At 30.2% G+C, this 26,047-nt stretch carries 25 protein-coding genes; all 25 read right to left on the bottom strand.

Annotated features, from left to right (window positions below):
* Positions 1 to 73: 73 nt before the first annotated feature.
* The 25 genes from NJT12_RS04205 to rfbF all read right to left on the bottom strand — a co-directional run bounded on the left by NJT12_RS04205 (position 74) and on the right by rfbF (position 26,042).
* A complete protein-coding gene (locus NJT12_RS04205) occupies positions 74 to 2,041 on the bottom strand; it encodes a polysaccharide biosynthesis protein (RefSeq protein WP_271334653.1) in 1,968 nt (655 codons plus the stop codon).
* An 84-nt stretch (positions 2,042 to 2,125) separates the two neighbouring features.
* The gene (rfbA, locus tag NJT12_RS04200) at positions 2,126 to 3,010 is read right to left on the bottom strand and encodes a glucose-1-phosphate thymidylyltransferase RfbA (protein WP_271334652.1); all 885 of its coding nucleotides are present in this window, start codon (positions 3,008 to 3,010) and stop codon (positions 2,126 to 2,128) included.
* A gap of 89 nt (positions 3,011 to 3,099) precedes the next feature.
* A complete protein-coding gene (gene rfbD, locus NJT12_RS04195; RefSeq protein WP_271334651.1) occupies positions 3,100 to 3,945 on the bottom strand; it encodes a dTDP-4-dehydrorhamnose reductase in 846 nt (281 codons plus the stop codon).
* On the bottom strand, positions 3,945 to 4,493 hold the full coding sequence (gene rfbC, locus NJT12_RS04190; protein WP_271334650.1) for a dTDP-4-dehydrorhamnose 3,5-epimerase: 549 nt from the start codon (positions 4,491 to 4,493) through the stop codon (positions 3,945 to 3,947). Before rfbC ends, rfbD begins: the two co-directional genes overlap by 1 nt.
* A 14-nt stretch (positions 4,494 to 4,507) precedes the next feature.
* Positions 4,508 to 5,647 carry a DegT/DnrJ/EryC1/StrS family aminotransferase gene (locus NJT12_RS04185; RefSeq protein ID WP_271334687.1) on the bottom strand — a complete coding sequence of 380 codons (1,140 nt, stop codon included), beginning with the start codon at positions 5,645 to 5,647 and terminating at the stop codon, positions 4,508 to 4,510.
* A complete protein-coding gene (locus NJT12_RS04180; protein WP_271334649.1) occupies positions 5,640 to 6,065 on the bottom strand; it encodes a WxcM-like domain-containing protein in 426 nt (141 codons plus the stop codon). Before NJT12_RS04180 ends, NJT12_RS04185 begins: the two co-directional genes overlap by 8 nt.
* Positions 6,062 to 7,027: an MraY family glycosyltransferase gene (locus NJT12_RS04175; protein WP_271334648.1), complete on the bottom strand. Its 966-nt coding sequence runs from the start codon at positions 7,025 to 7,027 to the stop codon at positions 6,062 to 6,064. The genes NJT12_RS04180 and NJT12_RS04175 overlap by 4 nt, the downstream gene beginning before the upstream one ends.
* Before the next feature lie 11 nt (positions 7,028 to 7,038).
* Positions 7,039 to 7,971 (bottom strand): GDP-L-fucose synthase family protein, encoded by a 933-nt coding sequence (locus NJT12_RS04170; RefSeq protein ID WP_271334647.1) that lies wholly within the window; start codon positions 7,969 to 7,971, stop codon positions 7,039 to 7,041.
* A 46-nt stretch (positions 7,972 to 8,017) separates the two neighbouring features.
* Complete coding sequence (gene gmd, locus NJT12_RS04165; protein ID WP_271334646.1) at positions 8,018 to 9,136, bottom strand: GDP-mannose 4,6-dehydratase; 1,119 nt, start codon at positions 9,134 to 9,136, stop codon at positions 8,018 to 8,020.
* Between the two features lie 25 nt (positions 9,137 to 9,161).
* The gene (locus NJT12_RS04160) at positions 9,162 to 10,202 is read right to left on the bottom strand and encodes a WaaS/CpsH family glycosyltransferase (RefSeq protein WP_271334645.1); all 1,041 of its coding nucleotides are present in this window, start codon (positions 10,200 to 10,202) and stop codon (positions 9,162 to 9,164) included.
* Positions 10,199 to 11,332 carry an NAD-dependent epimerase/dehydratase family protein gene (locus NJT12_RS04155; RefSeq protein ID WP_271334644.1) on the bottom strand — a complete coding sequence of 378 codons (1,134 nt, stop codon included), beginning with the start codon at positions 11,330 to 11,332 and terminating at the stop codon, positions 10,199 to 10,201. Before NJT12_RS04155 ends, NJT12_RS04160 begins: the two co-directional genes overlap by 4 nt.
* A 10-nt stretch (positions 11,333 to 11,342) precedes the next feature.
* The gene (locus tag NJT12_RS04150; protein ID WP_271334643.1) at positions 11,343 to 11,921 is read right to left on the bottom strand and encodes a DapH/DapD/GlmU-related protein; all 579 of its coding nucleotides are present in this window, start codon (positions 11,919 to 11,921) and stop codon (positions 11,343 to 11,345) included.
* Positions 11,918 to 12,643 (bottom strand): glycosyltransferase family 2 protein, encoded by a 726-nt coding sequence (locus NJT12_RS04145; protein WP_271334642.1) that lies wholly within the window; start codon positions 12,641 to 12,643, stop codon positions 11,918 to 11,920. The genes NJT12_RS04150 and NJT12_RS04145 overlap by 4 nt, the downstream gene beginning before the upstream one ends.
* A gap of 58 nt (positions 12,644 to 12,701) precedes the next feature.
* A complete protein-coding gene (locus tag NJT12_RS04140; protein WP_271334641.1) occupies positions 12,702 to 14,015 on the bottom strand; it encodes an O-antigen polymerase in 1,314 nt (437 codons plus the stop codon).
* A 46-nt stretch (positions 14,016 to 14,061) separates the two neighbouring features.
* Positions 14,062 to 14,901 carry a glycosyltransferase gene (locus NJT12_RS04135; RefSeq protein WP_271334640.1) on the bottom strand — a complete coding sequence of 280 codons (840 nt, stop codon included), beginning with the start codon at positions 14,899 to 14,901 and terminating at the stop codon, positions 14,062 to 14,064.
* Position 14,902: 1 nt separating this feature from the next.
* Entirely contained in the window at positions 14,903 to 15,718 is an 816-nt protein-coding gene (locus NJT12_RS04130; RefSeq protein ID WP_271334639.1) for a glycosyltransferase family 2 protein, read from the bottom strand.
* 4 nt (positions 15,719 to 15,722) lie between these two features.
* Complete coding sequence (locus tag NJT12_RS04125; protein WP_271334638.1) at positions 15,723 to 16,463, bottom strand: glycosyltransferase family 2 protein; 741 nt, start codon at positions 16,461 to 16,463, stop codon at positions 15,723 to 15,725.
* A 392-nt stretch (positions 16,464 to 16,855) separates the two neighbouring features.
* Positions 16,856 to 17,785 (bottom strand): O-fucosyltransferase family protein, encoded by a 930-nt coding sequence (locus NJT12_RS04120; protein ID WP_271334637.1) that lies wholly within the window; start codon positions 17,783 to 17,785, stop codon positions 16,856 to 16,858.
* Positions 17,786 to 17,905: 120 nt separating this feature from the next.
* Positions 17,906 to 19,327, bottom strand: a complete 1,422-nt coding sequence (gene wzx, locus NJT12_RS04115; RefSeq protein ID WP_271334636.1) for an O-unit flippase-like protein — start codon at positions 19,325 to 19,327, stop codon at positions 17,906 to 17,908.
* A 58-nt stretch (positions 19,328 to 19,385) separates the two neighbouring features.
* Positions 19,386 to 20,213, bottom strand: a complete 828-nt coding sequence (locus tag NJT12_RS04110) for a glycosyltransferase (RefSeq protein WP_271334635.1) — start codon at positions 20,211 to 20,213, stop codon at positions 19,386 to 19,388.
* 2 nt (positions 20,214 to 20,215) lie between these two features.
* Entirely contained in the window at positions 20,216 to 21,520 is a 1,305-nt protein-coding gene (gene rfbH, locus NJT12_RS04105; protein ID WP_271334634.1) for a lipopolysaccharide biosynthesis protein RfbH, read from the bottom strand.
* A gap of 34 nt (positions 21,521 to 21,554) precedes the next feature.
* Positions 21,555 to 23,273 (bottom strand): thiamine pyrophosphate-binding protein, encoded by a 1,719-nt coding sequence (locus tag NJT12_RS04100; RefSeq protein WP_271334633.1) that lies wholly within the window; start codon positions 23,271 to 23,273, stop codon positions 21,555 to 21,557.
* A 3-nt stretch (positions 23,274 to 23,276) separates the two neighbouring features.
* Positions 23,277 to 24,188, bottom strand: a complete 912-nt coding sequence (locus NJT12_RS04095; protein ID WP_271334632.1) for an NAD-dependent epimerase/dehydratase family protein — start codon at positions 24,186 to 24,188, stop codon at positions 23,277 to 23,279.
* The gene (rfbG, locus tag NJT12_RS04090) at positions 24,181 to 25,272 is read right to left on the bottom strand and encodes a CDP-glucose 4,6-dehydratase (RefSeq protein WP_271334631.1); all 1,092 of its coding nucleotides are present in this window, start codon (positions 25,270 to 25,272) and stop codon (positions 24,181 to 24,183) included. The genes NJT12_RS04095 and rfbG overlap by 8 nt, the downstream gene beginning before the upstream one ends.
* Positions 25,266 to 26,042 carry a glucose-1-phosphate cytidylyltransferase gene (rfbF, locus tag NJT12_RS04085; RefSeq protein ID WP_271334630.1) on the bottom strand — a complete coding sequence of 259 codons (777 nt, stop codon included), beginning with the start codon at positions 26,040 to 26,042 and terminating at the stop codon, positions 25,266 to 25,268. Before rfbF ends, rfbG begins: the two co-directional genes overlap by 7 nt.
* Positions 26,043 to 26,047 lie beyond the last annotated feature (5 nt).

Genomic DNA, 26,047 nt, shown 5'->3' with positions numbered 1-26,047 from the left:
AACAAAAAAGGCGTTTTCCTAAAAAAACACCTTTTAATATCATTTGAATCTAAATTCAATTTATAATAAGAAACTACTTATCCAAAACTTCAAAAGCGGAATTCATACTTTTAAATTCCGGAACAATTTTTTTCATTTTGGTAACAATATCATCATTATCATAGAAATCAGCGATACCAATAAGCTCATCGATTTCAATATGCAAGTTCTCATACTCGTCTTGTATTTCCTGAGCAATCATAATTTTATTATGATAGGTTGGTAATGTCTTTGAAGTATCATTTAATAACTCTTCGTAAAGTTTTTCTCCAGGTCTTAATCCAACAATTTTAATCTTTATCTCTTTATCAGGAATAAATCCTGCCAGTTTAATCATTTTCTTGGCCAGATCTATAATTTTTACTGGTTTACCCATATCAAAAATGTAAATCTCACCTCCGTTACCCATGGCACCAGCTTCCAGAACCAATTGACATGCTTCAGGAATAGTCATAAAATAACGAATAATATCCTGATGCGTTATAGTAACAGGTCCGCCTTCAGCAATTTGTTTTGTAAATAAAGGAACAACTGATCCGTTTGACCCTAAAACATTTCCAAAACGGGTTGTAATAAATTTAGTTGCTCCATCAATGTTCTCTCTTTGATTTTTCAAAAATAGAGATTGAACATATTTCTCTGCTATTCGCTTACTGGCTCCCATAACATTACTAGGATTCACCGCTTTATCAGTAGATACCATAACAAATTTCTTTACATGATATTTACAGGATAAATCAGCCAGATTCTTAGTCCCCTTAATATTGGTCTGGATAGCCTGTGACGGATTCTCTTCCATCAAAGGAACATGTTTGTATGCTGCAGCGTGGAAAACGACATGCGGACTGTAATTTTTGAAAACTTTTTCCAAAGCTTTTTTACTTCTTACATCAGCAATCACTGCTACAATTTTTGATTCAGAACCAATTGTTACTGTTTCTAAACATAGATTATGAAGTGGTGTCTCTGCATGGTCTAATATAATAACCATTTTAGGATTAAACCCTAAAACCTGTCTTACTATTTCACTACCAATTGATCCGGCAGCTCCGGTAATAAGAACAGTTTTATCTTTTAATTGTTTCGAAATCGATTTACTATCCAAAACTATAGGTTTTCTTTCCAGTAAATCCTCAATCTGAATATTTTTTACTTTTTGAGAAATTTCTTTTTGGTTCTCCCAATCCGAAATTAATGGGACTGTATAGACTCTATAATTAAATTCTAAACATTGATCAACTATAATTAACTGTTCTTCTTTAGACAAACTTTTGTCTGCTATAATAACACCTTCTGCAGCTACAGATCGCATCAATGCCGGTAATTTTTTTCTTAAAATCAGAATAGGCAGATCTAACATTCGCTTCGATGCATTCTGATTATTTTTATCTACAAAACCAACAATTTTAAAACGTGAAGGAGTTTCGAATTTCAATGCATTGGCTACCGAAATAGCATTAGCATCCGTTCCGTAAATTACTGTTCTTATTAATTTAGAATTTGTTTTCTCAGAGAAGTATAACTCAAAAGTTTGTTTTACTATCACTCGATATAGAAACAAACCACAAAATGACAACACTAAATTGATAAAAAGAGCGGTATTCAAAAAAGCCTTATGTCCGGTATACAATTCAAAAACTAAATTGAAAAATAAAAAAAACACCAAAACGGACATTTGAGAAAACAACAATTTTATAGCATCAATATAAGAAGAGTGCCTAATAATACCTGAATAGGTCCTAAACAACCAAAAGAAAAATACGTTTATAACAATTAGACTAGAGACAAAATAAAACTGATGAGACGTAATGATGTACCCCAATGCAGTTCCTTCGAACAACATATAAGTAAACGTAAACGAAAAAATCAGTACCATTACATCTATAGCAATGATAATCCATCTCGGCAAATAGCTAAGATTATTAATACTCGTCCTTAGATTTCTTGGTGAGAGAAAGTTATGAAACAAAGAAGCTATTTTGGTTTGTTTATCTGTATCCAATTTGGTATAGTTTAATTTTGTAAACTTGGTATGTCTTACAAAAATACAAATTAAAGGTTTTAAAAAATTATTTCCTGATCTAAATTATATTTTAACACCTTTTTTCTTTTGTTTCAAAAATTCAAGCAAATAAGTACCATATCCCGATTTTACTAAAGGTAAAGCTAATTCTTCAAGCTGGGTATCATTTATAAATTCCTGTCTCCAGGCAATTTCTTCAATACAACCCACTTTTAATCCTTGTCTTTCTTCCAGGACCTGAACAAATTGTCCTGCTTGCATCAGACTGTTAAAAGTCCCTGTATCCAGCCAGGCCGTTCCTCTGCTTAAAATACCCACTTTTAACGCTTCTTTTTCTAAGTACACTTTATTAACATCAGTAATTTCATATTCACCACGAGCACTTGCCTTAATGTTTTTGGCAATTTCTACAACCGAGTTATCGTAGAAATATAATCCCGGAACTGCAAAACTCGATTTTGGTTCTTCTGGCTTTTCTTCGATAGAAATCGCTTTAAAATTTTCGTCAAACTCCACTACTCCATATCGTTCCGGATCTGAAACATGATATGCAAATACAACACCTCCATTTGGTTTTGTATTTGATTTTAAAAGCTCCTGCATATTAGATCCAAAAAAGATATTATCTCCTAGTATCAAAGCTACATCATCATCACCGATAAATTCTTCTCCAATAACAAAAGCCTGAGCTAAACCGTTAGGAATAGCCTGTTCTGCATAACTGAATTTACAACCTAAACTAGCGCCATCTCCTAACAATTTTTTAAAATTAGGTAAGTCATGCGGAGTAGAAATAATTAATATTTCACTTATCCCTGACATCATCAAAGTAGACAACGGATAATAAATCATTGGCTTATCATACACCGGCATCATTTGTTTACTCATAGCAAGAGTCAATGGATGTAAACGTGTGCCAGAACCTCCGGCTAAAATAATTCCTTTCATATATTTTGATTTTAGACTTTAATTTTAGATTTTAGATTTCTTTATTACTGAAATGCTACAACCGAATCTTAAAACTATCTTTACTTATTTTATACAAACATTTTTTTTAAACCTTCTTTATAATTTGGAATATCAAGCTTATAAATAGTTTTAATTTTTTTCTTATCTAATAATGAAAACTCGGGACGTTTTGCAGGAGTTGGATATGATGCTGATGGTATTCCTCCAAGATTACAACTATACCCTCCAAATTCTTTTATGCTCAACGCAAATTCATACCAACTTATTTCACCTTCATTAGAATAATTGTAAATCCCTGGAATCCATTCCGGAAATTCCAAAATAGCAACCATTGCCTGAGCTAAATCAGCTGCATACGTTGGTGATCCAATTTGATCGTTTACGACGTTAATAGCCTCTCTTTCCCGCATCAAGCGTTGCATCGTTTTCACGAAATTATTTCCGAATTTACTATAAACCCAAGAAGTCCTTATAATAATTGAAGTTGGATTTTCTTTCAAACAAGCAATTTCACCCGCTCTTTTACTTGCCCCGTAAACATTTATAGGATTAGTTTCCTCTTCTTCGTTTAATGCAACTGAAGAAGTCCCATCAAAAACATAATCTGTAGAAATATGAATTAATTTTGCATTATGCTCTTGTGTATATTTTGCAATTAATTCTACTGCTCTATGATTTATTTTAAAAGCTAGTTCTTTTTCAGTTTCTGCTTTATCTACTGCTGTGTAGGCTCCACAATTAAAAATTACATCAGGTTGAATTTGATGGAGTTGAACTTCAAGAATATCTAAATCATCTAAAGTGATTTGAGTTCTATCAGCAAAAATCCATTTATATTGCGAATAATTTGATGATAAAACAGCTAATTCAGAACCTAATTGTCCGGTTGCTCCTGTTACAAGTATTCTCATCATTAAAATAAACTATTACAATTATCAATAAAAGGAAGTATTTGATCTTTTTCAGAAACGATAGCTTCCTCTAAATCCATTCCCCAATCAATATTCAAAGAGGGATCATCAAATTTAATTCCGCCTTCAGAGGCTTTATTATAAAATTGATCACATTTATACATTACAGATGCTGTTTCACTAATAACTGAAAATCCATGAGCAAATCCCTGAGGAACTAATAATTGCTTTTTATTTTCTGCTGATAACAGAACACTAAATGCTTTTCCGTAAGTAGGTGAATCTTTTCTTAAATCTACAGCTACATCAATAATTTCTCCTTCCAAAACACGAACTAATTTTGTTTGCGCAAATGGCGGATTTTGGTAGTGCAAACCTCTTAAGGTTCCTTTTTTCGAAAAAGATTGATTGTCCTGAACAAACTCTATATTAATGCCTAAATCTTCAAATTTAGTTTTACTATACGATTCAAAAAAATAACCTCTTTCGTCACCAAAAACTGTTGGCTCTACAACCACTAAATCTTTTATAAACGTTTCTTCAATTTTCATATTAAAATCAATTATTATTTATTTTTAAAAAAGTTCACTATAACTTCTTTAATTCTATTTTTATCTTCTCTTGACAAATTTGATCCTGACGGTAAGCAAAATCCCTTTTTAAATAAATTTTCGGCAATCATACTACCGTAATAAGGATATTTCTTGAAAATTGGCTGCAAATGCATTGGTTTCCAAAGTGGACGACTTTCTATATTTGCCTTTTCAAAAGCAATTCTCAGACTTTCTCTAGTTATATTATCATATGATTCAACCAGAACAGTACTTAACCAATAGTTCGAAAAATAATTTTCATTTATATTCTCAAAAACATTTACTCCTTCAATATCCCTAAATATCTCCCTATAAAAACTATTTATCTTTCTTCTGGAATCTAAATTTTTATCTAAAATTTTCATCTGCCCCAATCCCACTCCGGCACAAATATTACTCATTCGGTAATTATACCCTATCTGACTATGTTGGTAGTGCACCGCATCATCTTTAGATTGTGTTGCATAAAAAATGGCTCTATTCTTTAATTCTTTTGAATTATTGATTAAAGCGCCTCCACTTGAAGTGGTAATTATTTTATTTCCATTGAATGAAAATATTCCAAAATCTCCAAAACTCCCGCATTTTTTTCCTTTATAAGAACTTCCTAATGCTTCAGCACTGTCTTCAATAATTGAAATACCATACTTATCTGCAATAGCATGAATTTCATCCACTTTATAAGGGTTCCCATAAAGATGCACTGCTATAATCGCTTTGGGCTTTTTTCCTTTTTTAATTCTATCTTTAATAGCAGCTTCTAAATATTCAGGACAAATATTCCAGGTATCTAATTCGCTATCTACAAAAATTGGGATTGCTCCCTGATATAAAATTGGATTAGCCGAAGCCGAAAAAGTCATAGTTTGACAAATAACCTCATCTCCTTCCTTTACTCCTAATAAAACCAATGCTAAATGAATAGCTGATGTACCTGAATTGAGTGCCGAAACAAATGATTTCTCATTTAGATAATTTTCTAAAACACTTTCAAATTCATCAACATTTGGCCTTCCGGAAGTGATCCAATTTGTTTGTAAAGCTTTTTGAATATACTCTTGTTCAAAACCACTTTGTTCCGATAAGGATAAATAAATTCGTTTATTATCCATTAATTTTCCAATAATCTGAAGGATAACGAACATCATCGTCACCAACATTTGCAAGCAGTAATGTTGAAAAAGAAATTAGTTTTGAATCTTTTTCTAAAGATTCTATAGCATTCGCATAACCTGCAGGAATATGCACTATCTTATTATCATTAGCAGAAACAAAAATAGTTTCCACTATTAAATATTTCGAAGGATTTTCCCAATTATCAATTTTTATAAAATGAATATTGAAAGAACCAGTTAAACAATAAAAGTTTTTGTTATCTAATTTATGCCCTTGCCAGGCACGAATAGGATTCTCTTCAGAATTACTAATGATGTAGAATCTCTCGATATCCTTAAACTTAAAATCATTAACATACGAAATAGTTCCGCGATGATCGGAAAAATTACCTCCTTGAATTATTTTTGGAATCATACCTTTAATTTTAAATCACTTTTATTTAACAAATAAAACTTAAGGGTATATAATAAAAGTAATGGTGATATCACAATCACAAATAGTACTATATCACTAACCTTTTGATATAAAAAGATAACTGAAGCTGAAACTGCACTTTGAGCAATGGCGTAGTATAAAGACACCAAACGATGTTGTATTTTATATTCATTACTTAAAACCTGATACAAATGAAGACGATGTGCTTCAAAAATATTTTGTTTTAAGTACAATCGATGCATAATGGTGCAAATGGCATCAACACCATATATTGCTAAGAACAAAAGCCATACGAGAGAACCGGTTACTAATATCAATTTCAAAACCAAATAAATAACCCAAAAAGCAATAGCGATACTGCCAATATCACCTGCAAAACATTTTGCCTTTTTTCTATAGTTAAAAAATAAGAAAACTAAACTGGCGATCATCGCATACTTTATAAAAACAGCGTCAAAGAAAAATTGAATGTTTTTGTTCACGTATAATAGTGCGCCCATCACAACCAAAGTATACAATCCTGTTATACCATTAATTCCATCCATAAAGTTATAGGCATTGATCAATCCTATTGCCAGGATATATGCAATAGCAACTCCATAAAAAGGCATTAGGGTAAATACTTCTAAATCATAAAAAATCAATGTTATGGCTAAAAAGTGAATTGAAATCCTGATTTTGTTAGACAAACTCTGAATGTCATCCCAAAAGCTCACTAAACTGACCAAAGTTATCCCGGTAAAGAAAAAATAATTCGTCTGAATATTTTGCGAAAAATAAATTAGGGCAGAAAACCAAAAAATAATTCCGCCGCCTCTTAAAGTGATTTCAGTATGTGAACTTCTTTGGTTGGGTTTGTCAATAATATTATAACGATCAGCAACTTTAAAATAAAGTAACATCAAAATCATTAAAATTATTCCTAATATTGTGTATTGCATTATTTATGAGGTTACTCCCAATTAGTATCTTTTATTTCATTGTAAACTTTTTGAATTCCTTCTTCTAAAGTGGTTTTTGCTTTCCATCCAAAACTGCTTAGTTTAGATACGTCCATCAATTTACGTGGAGTACCATCTGGCTTGGTTGTATCTGTTAGAATTTCGCCTTCGAAACCAACTACTTTTTTAACTAAAATTGCCAGATCTAAAATTGAAATATCTTCACCAACTCCAATATTAACTAATCCAGATTCATTATAATTTTCCATTAAAAAGACACACGCTTCAGCAAGATCATCAGCATGTAAAAATTCTCTTTTAGGACTCCCTGTACCCCATATAGTAACTGAGCTATCATTATTACGCTTAGCAGTAATAAATTTTCTAAGCATTGCAGGCAATACATGTGAGTTTTTTAAATCATAATTATCATTTGGGCCATATAAATTTGTTGGCATTACTGAAATAAAATTGCACCCAAACTGATCTCTATAGGCATCGCACATTTTGATACCCGCAATTTTTGCAATTGCATACGGTTCGTTTGTAGGTTCAAGTTCTCCTGTAAGCATATATTCTTCTTTTAACGGCTGCGGTGCCATTTTTGGGTAAATACAGGAGGAACCTAAAAACATTAATTTTTTCACCTCATTTACGTACGATTGATGAATAACATTATTTTGTATCATCAGATTTTCATATATAAAATCTCCTCTGTACGTATTGTTAGCTATAATCCCACCTACTTTTGCTGCAGCTAAAAAAACATAGTCAGGTTTTTCTTTTAGAAAAAAGTCAGCAACAGCTTGTTGATTGCTTAAATCCAGCTCCGAAGATGTTTTTAAAATAAAGTTCGTGTAACCTTCAGCTTTTAATTGACGTAAAATAGCTGAACCCACCATTCCGCGGTGTCCAGCTATGTATATTTTATCTTCTAAATTCATAGTGCTAATTTCTATTTCAAGAATAAAATTATTTTGTTTTTCTTAATTAATAATTAATCGATGATCTTACCTCTTTTAACATCTTTTCTTTTTTAACATACAGAATATCAGACGCCATCATTTCTTTTACCAATCCAGCCAAATCATATTTAGGCACCCAACCTAATTGCGTTTTTGATTTAGTAGGATCTCCAATAAGTAAGTCCACTTCTGTTGGACGGAAATATTGCGGATCAATAGCAATGACCTGTTTCCCTAACTCAATCTGATGAGCAGGATTACTACAAGAAGCAACATATCCTTTTTCATTTACTCCTTCTCCCTTAAATTCGATATCTATTCCTACTTCTGCAAATGCCATTTTAACAAAATCACGTACGTAGGTAGTTTGTCCCATAGCAATAACATAGTCTTCGGCAACATCTTGTTGCAAAATACGCCACATCGCTTCTACATAATCTTTAGCATGCCCCCAATCGCGTTGTGCATCTAAATTTCCTAAATACAAACATTCTTGTTCTCCTAAAGCAATTGCAGCTGTAGCCATTGTAATTTTACGAGTAACAAAAGTTTCTCCACGACGTGGTGATTCGTGATTGAATAAAATTCCATTACATGCAAACATATTATAAGCTTCACGATAATTTTTGGTAATCCAGAAACCGTAAATTTTAGCTGCTCCATAAGGAGAACGCGGGTAAAAAGGAGAATGCTCATCATACAAACCTTTCTCATTTTTATTCTCAGCTAAACCACCGTACAATTCCGATGTTGATGCCTGATAAATACGTGTTTTCTTTTCTAAACCTAAAATACGCACTGCTTCTAAAATTCTTAATGTACCAATACCATCAACATTAGCAACATATTCCGGCGAATCAAAAGAAACCTTCACATGACTCATCGCACCTAAATTATAGATTTCATCAGGCTGTACCTCTTGAACAATTCGAATAATATTTGTGGAATCAGTTAAATCTCCATAGTGTAAAGTAAAATTCACGTGAGCCTGGTGTTGATCTTGATAAATATGATCAATACGTTGTGTATTGAAAGAGGAGGCTCTTCTTTTCACCCCATGAACCTTATAACCCTTCTCTAATAATAATTCTGCAAGGTATGAACCATCTTGTCCTGTAATTCCTGTTATTAGTGCTGTTTTCATTATTTATGTACTATATTATTATTTTTTAATTAATTCCTCTTATCCAAACATTCGGTTCTGTTGCCATAAAAAGGCATGATAACCATCCTTTTAAGGACATTTTTTCATATAGAACTGCATCTATTTCTTGATAATCAGATTCAAAAAATGATACATCAATATGTACGTCATCCCTACTAATTATCAAAATATTATTCGGATTGTAAAAACTATATTTAGTAATCTCTTCATTAGTGGTAATCATTTTTCTTCTAGCACCGATAGTTTCGAAAGTTCTCATTGTCAATCCTTTCTGCCAAGGGTGATTTATATCCAAAATAACTTTAGATTCGTTATATAGATTAAACAAATCTTGTGATTTTAAACTTACAAAACTTAACTTTTTATAATCAAATTCTTGAAAAGTTTTATCAAACAGTTTTTTATAAAAATAAACCAGTTTTCCTTGCATGAAATAATAGCAATATGTATTAAGTGCATTACTTTCACACCATTTTGCAATTCTACTGCTAATTTTATAACGATCAGAATGTGCTGTACCTAAAAAAAGTAAATCATTCTTTTTATTTACGTTTGAAATTGCTTTGATCTCTGTATAAAGATCTAAATAAAATAAGGGTCTAAAATCTAGTCCATAATTTACCGCATCATCAGAATCAAAAGTGAATTTTTTATGGAAATATTTTAAAATACTTAATGCATGCTTATTATTTGAGAACGAGTCCCAAGTGTAAAAGATACATTGACATTCAGGTTGTGATTTTTTAAAATTATCTAAAAAGAATTCTGGGATAACCTCTCCTTTATTAACAAACAAAAAATCGTAATGCTTTTTATTTGTAAACTGTAATATTTCGCGGTAATATTTATCTATTCTATTTTGAACTAAACTTCTTTTTATTCTTATTAGTCCCTTGGTCAGATTATTATTCCGAGGCCTTTCATCGAAATAATCAACATTTGCCCCTAAACTAATAAGTTTATTTTTTATTTCTTTTTCAAGATCAAAAGTTTGAACAGAAAAAAACAAAACATTTTTATTTTTAAGAACTTCTTGAATTATCATTTTAAAAGTCCTTTCTTTTGCATTTCTTCCAGGGATTTACCTAAATGATCTTCCTGAATTGCTTGCTTCAAAACCCAGTTTGAAAACTTTTCTATTCCTTCTTTAAAATAGACTTTGGGCTCAAAGCCTAAAAGGCTTTTAATTTTAGTTAAATCAGCGTAATTATGACGTATATCACCCAATCTAAATCGTCCAGTCACCGTTACAGGAACATTGATATCATAAGCTAGAATTAATGAATTGGCTACTTCAAGAACATCAGTGGCTACACCTGTTCCCACATTAAAAACTTGACCGTTTGCAGCTTCTTTTTCTATTCCAAGTATAGTTGCATCAACAACATCATCTATAAAAACAAAATCTCTTGTTTCTTTCCCATCTTCAAAAATCTGGATAGGATTATTATTTCTAATTTGTGTTGAAAAAATAGATAGAATTCCAGTATAAGGATTTGACAATGACTGCCCTGGACCATAAACATTTTGATATCTGAAAGCAACAGGCGAAATACCGAGTGTAGGACAAACTGTCATAATCATTTGCTCCTGATTCTGCTTTGTAATTCCATAAACTGATGAAGGATGAATTTTAGAATTTTCATCTGTCGCCATTAATTCTAATATAGCTTCATCTTCGTACGTAAGCTCGAAGTTTCCTGCTAACATATTTTGTTCTTTTCTATGTGAAGGGTATACAATTCCTTTTGTAGGATGTTTATATTTTCCTTCTCCGTAAATCGATCTTGACGACGCAATTACAATTTTTTCTACAGAATTTTCGTTATTAGCTAATATATCCAGCATAATTGCAGTTCCTTGAATATTGACTTCTGTATATTTTTCAATACAATACATAGATTGTCCTGTTCCTGTTTCAGCAGCAAAATGTACAATTACATTTTGATTTTCTAATGCCTTTTTCCAATCTTCTCTTGACGTAACAGTACCGTGAATAAAGTTAACTTTGTCTTTTATACTTTTAAATAATGGAGATGTAAATGCTGGATCTTCGCCATGTATTTGTTTGGAAAGATTATCCAGAACAGTAATTCTATGCCCTTTTTCCATTAATTTAAGAGCTAAATTACTTCCTATAAAACCAGCTCCTCCAGTAATTAAAATGTTTTTCATAATCTATTTTTTATTTTTCTAAAAATGTGCCATCTGGATAAGTACGTTCCCAAACTTTGCTATTGAAATTATATCTCTTTAAAATTTTCGCTGGTACTCCTGCTATAACGCAATAATCAGGGTAAATTCCTTTTACAACACTATTAGCACCTACTATACATTGCTTCCCTAAAATAGTTCCAGCTTGTATACAGGCGCCTATACCTATAAAGCAATTTTCTCCAACTAAAGTTTCATTAATCAAATATTTTTGTTTCAAAATATGAACACCTATTTCTTGATAATCATGATCGATATTAGTTATAAAAACATTAGCTAATATTGTTGTTGATTTGCCAATTATTAAATTAGATCCTGATGTGATATGAACGTTTTGTCCAACTGAAACATCATCGTTAATTGTTATACTTCCGTTTACCCCATGAGTTTCCAATCGTATTTGAGGAAAAATTCTAACATGTTTGCCAATAAAAATATTCTTACATCCTTTTATTATAATAGGCTTACCAATGTAACTGGGAAACTTTATAGTTCCAAAAAAAGGAAAATATAAAATGGCTCTAATTGTCCAAAAAAATTTAGCTATCATAGTTTAAATTTAGATCTGATTTTAAAAACTCGAATTAATCCATAATAGAGTAATTGAAATCTAAACTCAATTTTTTGAAATAACGAATATTTAGAGGTTGACATAGTGTTTGAATTAGTCGCAGTATGTCTTCTGTACAACATACAGGGTGTATCTATAAACTTAACTTTATAACATAATTCCGAAATAAAACCAAACCACCAATCATGAAACAATAATAAATTCGAAGGCATAGGTAGAACATCTTTTAAAATTTCCTTTTTAAAAGCTAAACAACAACCAAGATAAGTACTTTTATAAAAATTTTTAAAAAATCCTTTACCCGACTTTACAACATTAAAATAAGATTTTTCAATAATATTTTCACTCTCATCAACAACTTTACAATTAGAAACTACCAGATCATATTCAATTAATTCTTTAACACAAATCTCAATTTTATTCGACAACCAAATATCATCCTGATCTGCTAGAAAAATTAAATCACCATTAGCATTTTTAATAGCATTTTCAAAATTATGATTAACTCCTTTCTTTAAAGAATTTGAAAAAATCCTAATTCTACTATCATTCAGCGCTTTTATTACAGATAAAGTATCATCTGTTGAATAGTCATCCGAAATAATTACCTCATCACTATCAGCCAATTGAATTAAAATAGAATCTAACTGTTCTTTGATATATTTTCCTCCATTATAAGTTGCTATGCAAACTGAGACCATACAATTTATGATTTTATCGAATTACTATTGATTTAAAATTTCAACTAAAGACTGTTTACTACTCTGATTCTAATTTATTAGTTATTATTCCTCCTATTAAAATTTTATTAAATACCAAACCCAGCCATACTAACATGGTATTAAAATAATTTACGAACATTGCCATAATGATACAAAAAAAGACAATGCTAAATTTAACTATAGCTTCATTATAATTATTCCTAAATTGAGCAAAATAGCGCGACAAAATAAATCCATAAAATACATTCAGAAAAACAACTCCAAAAAACCAAAAATCTAGATAAGGATCAATTGCATAAGTGGCAACTAAATTTTCAGTATCTAAATTATCATCCCGTTTTATTACCCCAGTTTTTTCTAATAAAAGTAATGACGTTAAAGGACGAAATGTATACATCCCTTTACCCAAATAATTAATTCGATCACCATAATTAACCGCTTCGTTGAGTGCTGAAAAACGTTTTGATGCGTATTCCACAATTATTGATTCAAAAAAATTTACTTCTTTATTGTCTATACCAGCATATGCTCTACTAAATTCTGAATAACTTACCGGACTATCACTTTTAAATCTTAAATAACCTATACTAAAAAATATTACAATTACAGAAACAGCAGAAATAATTATTCTTTTAAAATTAACTACATTGTAAAAACTATAAGCAACAAAAAAAGAAAAACCAGTCATCAAATAGAGTTGTCGGCTAAGGTAATTGATTAATACAATTAATGTTAAAAAACAAAAAAAATGAAATTCCTTCTTTGAGACTATTTCTTGCTTAAATAAAATGTAAGACCATGCAGGTACAAAGCCTAGTAGAATAATAAAATAATGCAAAAAAGGAATTAGCTTATCATTAGTTTCATTGTATATATCAACACTTCCTATTTGTAAAACAGGTATGTATCCAAATCGCATACATTCTAAAATAAAAGTAAAAAAAGCTAGAATACAAATTCCATAAATAAATGTTCTTCTAAGTTTATTGTTTATTTTAAAGAGCTTAATAGGCTTGTAATCAACTTTAAAACAAGTTCCTAAAAAATAAGAAAAAATTGAAATATTTATAACCAAGAGAGTATTAAAGGAATAACCAATTTGTGCATCAGCAAGTCTGATAAAACTGTAAGAAAGTAAGAAAATAAAAACTGAATAGACAGAAATTGGATTTATAGGTTCCTGATATTTATTTAAAGAGAATAAAAGCATCGTTGTTGCAAGACAATAATAGCCTAAAAAACTAATGATTTGGTCCGATGGAATATCAATATCTTCAAAGTGGCTAGCCAAAAACAAACCAAGAAAACCAAGAAAAAAACCAATTTTCACAGTTGTTACATTTATTTTCATTAATTTCTTTTTATTTTAATTTAAATAATATCTTACAATACGAATCTCAGCTAAAGATTTGTTTTATCGTTACTTTATAATATCTACTGTCTTTATACCTCATTTGCTTTATTACCCTAACTAACAATCTAACTTTAAAAACAAACTTACTCAAAAAACCATCCTCACTAATAAAATGCATTTCTGCAGTAAGCATTTGTTTATACCTTTCAAAAGAAACGTTTGCTTCAAAATCACCCAAAATAGAAAGATCTTGATAAATTGTACTATTCAATAAAGTAACATTCTTTGCATCACGATAAATTTTTCTAAAATACCAATGATCTAACATGTCTAAAGAATATTTTAAGTCAAATCCTTCCATCGATTTTAAATAAGAAACACTCAATATTGAACCAGAGTTTATCCCACTAATAGGTTTATCAAGTATTCCAGCAGAAACATTTATTGGCCTACAGATTCCTCCTATCAACATTTTACTAGGGGATATCATTTGATTATGCTCTAATGAAATTACTTTAGGTATAATTGCCACAACATTCTCCGAAAGCTTTTCAATTTCTAAACCTGAAAGTTGGAGAATATATTCTCTAGTAAACGTTGTATCTTGATCTAATAATAACAACCATGGTTTATTTGCTAACATCGCAAATTCTAATGCGAAGTTATAAGCTGTACTAAGACCTAAATTTAGTTTATCGTGACGATAATGAACTTTAAACTTATCATATTGAAAATATTCCTCTTGGTACTGTCTGGTAGGACTGTTGTCATAAACCAATAAATCTATAGGATAATCTAGGACTTCACATAGAGATCTAATTGTTTTAGATTCCTCTAAACTGGTTTTATATAATACTAGAACAATAAATAATTTATCCAACATATTAAAATGATAATAATTTCATTAATTTCCTAACTGGATTAAGTAATATTTTACCTAGCCTGTACTCTCTAGAATTCAATAAATTATTATATTCAAATGAATTTTTAGGGTCAAAAAAATGAGATGCATAAAGTTCTTTATGATTTTCATAAACTTGTCTTCTCAATCGGGATTGTTTCTCTAAATTTACTGTTGTGGTTCTTGATACGGATTTAATTCTATAATAAAACAAAACTTCTTCAATTTTATGGACTTTACCACCATTTTTCAACAAACTTAACCAAAAATCCCAATCTTCTAAACCCTCATTCATATTTGGGTTGTATCCTACTGTTTCATCAAAATCTTTTTTTCGAAACATAGAAGTACATATCATTAAATTTTGTCCTAATAATGCTTCCAAACTATATTTGGATAATTGATAAATTCCTTTTTTTTTACCAAAAAACTTAACATCACAAGTTACTAATGCAACATCACTATTATTTAATATGGCTACAGCTTTTTCTAAAAATGTTGGTGCGATTAAGTCATCCCCATCCAAGGGCAATATATATTCTCCTTTTGCTTGATTAATAGCCATATTTCTAGCAACACAAACTCCAGAGTTTTGAATATTTATAATAGATGTTTTTGGCCAATTAGAATCTTCCAAAATTTCTATTGTTTTTGTATCTGTCGAACCATCATTTACTATAATAATTTCAAAATTTGTATAGGTTTGGGTTAGAACGCTAGCAATAGTTTCTTTGAGGTATTTACCTTGATTATAGCAAGGAATTATGACAGATACTTTATGAAATATAATATTTTCCAAGAAATTAATTGAATTTATATGAAATGATTTTTTTGATATTTAAATAAGAAGAGAGAATAAAATAACGATAATAGGAAATTTTATTATACTTATACTTTATCAAATAATCTTCTTTTTGACCTTGTATAGAATAAGAAACACCACCTTCTCGGAAATTGGCTATAATTTCATCTATAAAATAAAACTTAACTGAGTTTTCGTAAATTTTAAGCATAAATTCATAATCAGATGCATATTTATATGCTAAACTATATGTGCCATATAGATCGTATATACTTTTATTTACAAAACAAGTGGGGTGTTGAATCATTTTTTCGCCTAATGTAATTGAATTAAATCCAATTACAGCGCTAATAACATTATCACTATTCACATACCTAATCAGACCATGGAACACACCAATATCTGGATATTCCAAATATTTATTTGCAATTTTTTCTATTGCGTTATTTTCATACCAGTCATCAGCATTGATCATACCGATTAACACTCCAGAAGCTTTAGAAATACCTTTATTCATTGCATCATAGATCCCTTTATCTGGCTCCGAAACCCAGTAAGAAATTTTATCTTCATATTTTTTAATAATATCAATTGTTCCATCTGTACTTACTCCATCTATTATAATGTATTCATAATCTTCATAACCCTGATTAATTACACTTAATATTGTTTGCTCAATGGTATTAACAGCATTATAGCACACTGTAATAATAGAAATGAGTGGTTTATTTTTTAAATCCATAATATTATTTTCTGACAATATCTGCAAAAGAGAATTGTAAAATAACTAAAAGTAACTTCTAAATTTATTTTAATGCAAACATTAAATATTTTAATACTATAGATTCGAAGCTGATGCTGTAAGTATTAAAATCAAAAAATATAAAAACAGGTTCTGCAAAATAATCTTTTAAGTACATTTCAGATAAAAACTGCTAGATAGACAAATTTAGATTCTTCAAAAAGATTAGTTAATTTTAGAAGTATCAAAATTCAAAAAATCACCTTTTTTTACATTCAAAAAAATGTAAAATTAGAGAACTTTATTTGACTATGACTTAACGCGAATTAAGTCGTCGAATTAATTAATAAAAGAGAGATTGATTACTTTTAAAAAAACTTCGATTTAACTTTTTAAATCGGACTCCAATCATCATCAATACTATAGCATTTGTCATTATTCTTCATTAAAACTATATATCTGGCAACATTACTAGAAAAAGCTCCTACAAATATTTTTGATTCTATAAGTAAATTACAGTCTTTTAAAATATTAATCACTTCATCTCTTTTTTCTTGTTTTTTTCTTCTGGAATTATATTCTTTTTGAGAATATCCATTTCTATAAGAAGGACAGAAAGTTATTATATTGAATGCAGGATATTTATTTTTAAATTCTTCAACTACCTGAAAATCATCTGTACACAACGTAAAAGTGGTAAGGTTTTGATCTATTTGTAATGCTTTGTTTACATAGGTCTCTAAGTTAACAAACTCTGCCTCCTTACTTTCTCCTGAAACCTTGTCTCCTCTTCGTATATGAAGACCACAGCTATCTTTAATTAACTTAGATAAATTATTATCTAAAGTGATTTCGGAATATGTTACCAGGTTAGGTTCTAATATTAATTTTAAAATCTGGCTTTTCGCATCAAAAATACTACCATCAATTCCTAAATCTGGATAATAAAAATGTCTATTTGTAAAATTTTCACTTCTCATATCATCCCAAATTGTATCTTGTATAATAAGTCTCTTTTTAAAAAATTTATGATACGCTTTGAAACATTTGTCTTTTCTGCCTTCTGCAAATACATTAACAGGTACTGGTACAAACCCATTATATTCATCAATTAAGGGTATAAAGAAATCTTTCCAATTTCCGCCAACCCATTTTTTTGAATATAATTTTAAATTAATATCATTTTCAAGACAGTATAAAACTGCCAGAGCTAAATTATTTACTTCAGAAAAAAAACCTCTATTACTAAGTGGATATATTATTTTTTTTTCATTGAAGGATTTGTTTTTTAACTTATAATTTTGTCTATATTTTTGTAACATTTATTTTAGTATTGTAGTGAAAAAGTTTTAAACAATATTGATTCTTAGAATCAATTTATTTTTATCAGATAATTAATGCTTTATTAAGGTAAGAGATTATTGTAAATAATTTATAGCTATTTAAACGCTAGTCAATTTAAATTTAAGACTTCTATAAAAATTAGATATTACCAATTTATTTATGTCTAAAAAAGTTTTAAAATTTAATTCTAAAACTTTAAAGGCATAACTAGGCCATTTCCAATTTTCATATGCCATATAAACGACTGTTGGACTGATTACAAGTGCTAAAACTCCAAATGAAAAATATTTTAACATAACAAATGTCAATATTATAACTATTACACCACCGATAAATCCAACATAATATAAGGGCAGATGATTGCGTGAAACCACAATAGGAATTGATTGACCATGAAATAGATTAAAAAAATAATGTGCTATTAAAACGTAAAGCGGCAAGCCTTCAAGTAACAATGTGTTACTTCCATATAATGTTAAAAATGGATTTGCAACAAATACTAACGCAGGAATTGCTAACAAATAAAGAAAAAATGTTACTAACAAAGACTTTACATATATAATTCTATTTGCATTTATATCATTTATCGCCCAATTGCTTGATAATTTTGAAAAATAAGTTATCGAGTAGGTACTCGCTACTAAATAAATTACATCAAATATTTGACGTGTTAAGCCGTAGCTTCCAATATCTTGAAGACTTAAAAACATTGATCCTATTAATAAAGGAGATCTATAAATGAATAAACTTCCCATACTACTTATACCTCCTTTTATAGCGTTAGGAAATATTGTTCTGATTATATCTTTATAATCATCAACATGTGAATTTTTAAGTTTCTCTTTAAGTTCCGCTGTATAAAATTTTTTTTGAGAAAAATATCTCGTCAAGATACTTGAAAAAAGTTGAGCGCCAAAAAAACCAACTAATCCGTATCCTAACAATAATAAAATAGTAGCTAAACACAAATATATAATTTGAGCAATAATATCTATTTGTTTACTTTCTTTTATCGATCCTTTCCCTATCAGTAATGATTCAAAGTAAATCGTATACATGTTAAATGAAATATAGCAAATAAATATAAGCCAAGCCAAGTAAATACTATCATTCGAACCTTGATAGTCTTTTAGAACATATTTTATGTAATAAGTACCAAAAATAGACAAAAATAAAAAAACAAAAATAGCAACACGTGAATAAAAATATTTCATTGCTTTTAGTGCAGTTTTCAACAAAACATAATTTATTACTCCAGTATTACTTTCGTTATTAAATCCAACTTTAGATAATTTATTAACGCCGCTAAAAATAAAAGTAATATTTCTAGAAAATGAAGGTGAGAATCCAAAATCTGCAATACTAGCTAATCCTCCAATAGAAATAAATATTGTCCAAATACCAATTTCTTGGGCAGAAAGGCACTTTAGTATAAGTGGCAACAAAATTATACTTGAAGCAGTTTTTAAAAAGGTTGCAATAAAATTCCAAGCGACATCTTTTTTAGTTATAACAATCATACGTTACATTATTTTTTTTACGAAGTACTAGTATATTTAAATATAATATGAATCTAGTTTATATTTTAGAACTGGAATTATTCCATTCATTTGATATATTTCTTCGAATTTCTTGATATTTTACTGAAGATTCACTACGCTTTTTCTCCCACTTATAAACAAAAGACATCATAAAATAAGTTAAATAAGCAAAACTTAGCATAATACCATCCATCCCCATTAAAAACGTTTTTCTCCTTAATGTAACTTTGATAAATTCTCTAAAAACAATAAATGACGATTGCTTTAAATTTATATTTAATTCATTAGCTTCTCCTCTCCAGTATCTAGTATGATTACTCATCATTTTATCAACTGACTCATGAGTTAGATGAAACATACAATATGAATCATGATTTTTCATATTGTATTCTTTACCTTTAAAACTAACCGCATCATGTACTCCATCACTATTAAGTACCATTGCATTTTTCTTTACTATTTTAGGACTTAGTTCAGAATACCAAGGTGATCTTTTTGATTCTAATCCTAAAACATATCTTCTAAAAGGTATATTTATAATATCATATTCATCATCATATTCTTGAATAATTTTTAAAATCTCCTCAACTAATTTTGGATGAATCACATCACTAGCTGTAAAAAAAGTTACCCATTTTGATGAGCAATTATCTAAGAAAACATCCCATTCAGACGAACTATACGCATCTGTATTTTGCAAATAGTGTACTTTTATTTTATCTCCATAAGTTAAAGCTATTTCAACAGTTTTATCTGTACTATTTTTATCAACCAAAATTATTTCATCACACCATAACAAAGACTCTATAACAGAACGAATTCTATTCTCCTCATTAAAAACTGGTAAAAAAGCACCTATTGTCATTTTTATGAATTTAAATAATCTCGAATCACATTTGCAATATAGTCATAGTGACTTTCATTTAATCCCGGCCATACGCCAAGCCAGAACGATTGATTCATGATTGTGTCAGTATTAGACAAATCACCTACAACACGGTGTTCAATATTTGCATAAGCAGGCTGTCTTAATAAGTTACCTCCAAATAATAAACGTGTACCAATTTTATTTTTTTCTAAATGTTGTACTAGCATGTGGCGGTCATTTGCATCTCCTTCTCTTAATGTCAATAAGAATCCAAACCAAGATGGCTCTGAATTTGGAGTTGGCTCTGGAAGAATAAAAACTTCTTCAAATTCTTTCATACGTGCGTACAATGCAGCATAATTTTCTTTTCGACGTTGAACAAATTGATCAATTTTTTTAATTTGTGAAACTCCGAATGCAGCCTGCATATCAGTTACTTTCAAATTGAAACCAATATGAGAATACGTATATTTATGATCATAACCATAAGGTAATGTTCCTAATTGTTGACCAAAACGGCATCCACAAGTATCATCTTTACCCGGTTCACAATAGCAATCTCGTCCCCAATCACGGAAACTTTCTGCTAATTTTGACAAAACAGGATTGTTAATTAATACTGCTCCGCCTTCTCCCATTGTAATATGATGTGCCGGATAAAATGAAAACGTAGAGATATCTCCAAACGTTCCCGTTTTCTTTCCATTATAAGTAGCTCCCAAAGAGTCACAATCGTCTTCTACTACCCACAGATTGTATTTTTTTGCAACACGCATCACTTCATCTAAATCAAAAGGATTTCCTAATGAATGTGCAATCATGATCGCTTTTGTTTTAGGGCTTACTGCCGCCTCAATCATATCCGCTTTCACATTGTGTGTAGCAATATCTACATCGATAAAAACCGGAATAGCTCCAAACTGAATGATTGGATTAATAGTTGTTGGAAAACCTGCGGCAACAGTAATAACCTCGTCGCCAGGCTTGATCGCTCTTTCTCCTAATTTTGGAGAAGTTAAAGCATAAAATGCCACTAAGTTTGCTGAAGAACCAGAATTTACCAAAAGTGATCTGTGGGCTCCAAAATAAGCTGCAAAATCTGCTTCAAATTTATTAGCAAAACGGCCAGCTGTTAACCAACCATCAAGAGCGGCATCAACTCCCATTAAAATATCTTCCTCATCTAATACTTTTCCGGTAACAGGAATGTAGTTTTCTCCAGCAATAATAATTTGCGTTGATTTCTTTCTTGCAATTTCTCTTAAAATATTTAGTAGAGACTCTTCTTTTAAATTTTGTAACATATAAGGTTATCTTTAACAGTAATTTTTTAATAATTTATGTAGCTTCCATAGCTATTGGTTTTGCAAATGGTTCCATTTCAGTAATTGGTCTACCAAAAGCAATTTTTGGATACGTATTTGTATGAGGATCAATCATTACCTGTAGTAGTTGCGCCTTATTTTCATTTTCAGTACTCCAAAACCAATCTACCGCATTTTCTATTTCATTTGAATTTTCAATTGTTTTTGCATCTATTCCATATGCAATTGCGACTTTAGCAAAATCAGGAGCATCATAACCCCAATAAGTAGACTGATAGCGTGATTCGAAATAACTATCCTGAAATTGTCGAATCATACCTAAAGTTTTATTATTCAAAATAACAATTTTTACAGGAAGTTTATTCCTAACAATTGTTTGCAGTTCCTGAATATTAATCTGCATGCAGCCATCTCCTATTAAAACAACAACAGGTTGTTTGTCAAGCGCAATACTTGCACCTATTCCTGCTGGTAACGAAAATCCCATTGCACCCATTCCACCTGAGGTTAAAAAGTGTTGATCGTTGTAAAGCTCCAGAGATTGTGCTGCCCACATTTGATGACTTCCTACATCTGCTAAATAAGCTTTAGCTTTTTTAGATTTGTTAGAAAGTAAATGCATAAAAACATTAGGATTTATACCTTTTGGATCTAACTCTTTTGTATCTGGCCAAGTTTTCTTCAAGTCATTGATTTGATTGAACCATTCTTGTTTTATAATAAAAGAATCATTAATTGTATCTTTTTTAAATTCATTAAAAAATGATTTCAAATCTGTTACAATTGATTCACAACCCTTCACACGATTGTTGATTTCGCCTTTTTCACAATCAATATGATAAATCTTTCTATTCTCAATAAATTTAGTATCAGCACCTGTTTGTCGAATGTCCAGGCGACTTCCTAAAACAATCAGCAAATCACATTCTCCAAATGCAATATTAGCCCATCTGTTTCCATAACTACCAATAAATCCAGCACGTTGATAATTATCGTATTTAATTGTATCTAATCCTAAAAGAGTTGTAATAACGGGCAACTGCGTTTTTAAAATAAACTTGTCAAACAATTCCTGACTTTTACTTGCCTTAATCCCTCTTCCTGATAATACAAGCGGTTTTTTAGCCTTTTTGATATCTTCAATTAAGCTATTCAAAACAGTAGCATCAATTTTTGAAAATTCTAAAGAATCTTCAACAAGAAAATTATCCTCGATCTGTACTCGTTGAACATCCATTGGAATATCAATAAGAACCGGACCTGGTCTTCCTTCTAATGCAATTTTAAAGGCATTTTCAAAAATAGTTGGAATATCATTAGGATCATTAACATGAAAACAAGCTTTAGTAATAGGTTTGGCCATAGAAACAATGTCCGTTTCCTGAAAACCTAATTGTCTGATCTCTCTATCTCCTTTTAATTCATGTCTATTGACTTGGCCGGTAATAAAGATTGCAGGAGTTGAATCAAAAAAACAACTACCAATTCCTGTCAGCAAATTAGTAGCTCCAGGTCCAGAAGTTGCCAAAGCAATTCCCGGCAAACCGGTAATTCTGGCATAACCTTCAGCAGCAAATGCAGCCGCTTGCTCGTGATGCATTGTAATTATATTAATACTTGTTTTTTGATTTAAAGAGTCCAAAATATGAGTTATCATTCCACCTGATAATTCAAAAACACTTTTAATTCCTTTTTTTTCTAAAAACTCTGCAATAAAGTCAGATGCTTTCATAATTTATTTTTTTAAATAATAATTTAAAGTATTTTGCAAAGCACTATTATAATTAGAAAATAGAATTTTTCCAATTTGAGCACTCAATTTTAGCATATCGCCCTCCATATGCATTGATTGCCCGGATCTGTAACTTAAAGCTCCAAAATTTAAAACAAATTCCGGATTGACAATATTTTTTATATCCTCAATTAAAGTTCTAATGGTTCTAATTTCATTAGAAGAAATATTATAAATTCCAGACTCTAAATCGTTTAACACAATTCTCTTCATTATATCTGCATAGTCTTTTACATATAGGTACGCATACTTTTGCTCTCCTAAAGTAAAATCCATCTCCTGTTTACTTAACATCGAATTTATCAAAGAGGGTATTAACCAATTCGAATTTTCTTTTTCGCCAAAAACAGAAAATAATCTGAGCCAAATCCAATTTATATTATTTATAGACGAAAAACTCTTCAAAATTTCTAAACAAGCCAGTTTAGTAGCTGCATATGCATTTAGTGCATTTGTTTCAAAATCTTCTGATATTTTATTATGTATAATTCCATACTCGGCTTGTGAGCCTAAAAATATTATTTTTTTTATTTCTAAAATTTTAGCTAATTCTAATAACTCGACAAAAAAAATAATATTTTTAATTTGTTCAGACCAATTGTCTCTATCATTTGATTCAACTCCAATCCATGCGGCATGTATAATTGTATCAAATGAATGATTGATTAATTGATTTTTAAAAGATCCGTCATCAGCAATATCTATCCAATCAATTTTTCCTTTAAACTCTTCACATCTCCATATATCAGAATTTTTCCGTTTTAAACCTACTACATTTATATTATTAGAAATTAAACTTTCTGCAATATGAGAGCCTAAAAAACCAGTAATTCCAGTTATTAAAACTTTACGCATTTAGAAAAGAATTTACTTGAGATTCTGTAAAAAAATCGATCTCAGTTTTTCTATTATTAAATTGTTTGTACCAATCCATAGACATGCTAACAGCTTTTGCTGCATTAAGTTTTGGTTCCCAATTTAATTCACTAATAACTTTGCTAATATCAAGTTTCAATAATCCAGCCTCATGAGGCTGATTTTCATTTATTTCTAAAATATATTCTGCTTTTCCCCAACTATGAATCGCTAGTTTAAGCATTTCTTCTACTGGAAGTGCATCAGATAAATGAGGGCCAAAATTATAAGCTTGATTAAATTGCAATGGGTTTTCAAATAAGTTAGCTCCTAACAATAAATAACCAATTACTGGCTCCAGAACATGTTGCCAAGGTCTAACTGATTTAGGATTTCTTATTATCACTGCTTTATCAGCAGCAAAAGCTCTTGCGATATCAGGAATCAAGCGATCTTTTGACCAATCTCCACCACCAATAACATTACCAGCCCTTGCTACAGCAATTGCTTTTTGGTGCAAATTATATGTTTTACTATTAAAAAATGAATTTCTGTAAGAGTCGATTACCAATTCAGCACATGCTTTACTAGCGCTGTACGGATCGTATCCTCCTAATCTATCACATTCGCGATATGGATATATCCATTCATTATTATGATATACTTTGTCCGTTGTAATTAATACTACATCACACTTCTTTTCTAATAGACGAATAGCGTCTAAAATATTTGCTGTACCAATAACATTTACTTCAAAAGTTTCTGCAGGAATATCATATGACAAACGAACTAAAGGTTGCGCAGCCAAATGAAAAACAAAATCTGGCTGAAAATCTACCACTTCTTTTTCTAAACGTTTTTTATCTCTTAGATCGGCAATAACCGAATCACATATATTTTCCCCATTGATAAGACAAAATAAATCATTTGCCGTTTGAGGTTCTAAAGCGTAACCTTTTACTTCAGCCCCTAATACAGATAAAGTTTTTAACATCCAGGCGCCCTTAAAGCCAGTATGTCCAGTTAAGAAAACTTTTTTACCTTTATATGTTTTTTTTAATTTTTCAAATAATGAATCTACCATGTCTTCCATTTTGCATTTCCGGAACTCCACATTGCTTCAAGTTCTACTCTATCTCTCAGTGCATCCATACATTTCCAAAATCCATTGTGTTTATACGCTGCCAATTGTTGATCTTTTGCGATAGCTCCCAGAGGCTCTTTTTCCCACTGAATATCTTCAACATCGTCTTCAAGATATTTAAAAATACCTGGTTCCAGCACGAAAAAACCACCGTTTATCCACATGCCATCACCAGCCGGTTTTTCAACAAAACTATCAACTTCACCATTACTGCCAATTTCTAAATTACCAAAACGTCCCGGAACCTGAACACTTGTTAAGGTTGCTAATCTCCCATGAGATTTATGAAATTGAAGTAATTCTGATAAATTAACATCTGCTACTCCATCTCCATAAGTAAGCATAAAAGTTTCATCTTTAACATATTTTTGAATACGTTTGAGCCTTCCTGCTGTATTTGTATACAAGCCTGTATCTATCAATGTAACTTTGAAAGATTCTGTTTCTGAATAATGAACATTGATATTATTGTTGGCTAATTCAATTGTTACATCAGAATTATGCAAATAATAATTATAGAAGTATTCTTTGATATAAGTAGCTTTATAACCTAAACAAATTATGAATTCATTGTAACCATGTTGTTCAAACATTTTCAAAATATGCCATAAAATAGGTTTACCACCAATTTCAACCATTGGTTTAGGTCTTGCCTCCGTCTCTTCCATAAGACGAGTTCCAAAACCACCCGCAAAAATTACTACTTTCATTATTT

This window comes from Flavobacterium azizsancarii (assembly GCF_027980145.1).
GTDB lineage: Bacteria > Bacteroidota > Bacteroidia > Flavobacteriales > Flavobacteriaceae > Flavobacterium > Flavobacterium azizsancarii.
Note: the sequence above shows the minus strand (reverse complement) of the source record. Positions and strands in the feature narration are given on the sequence as shown.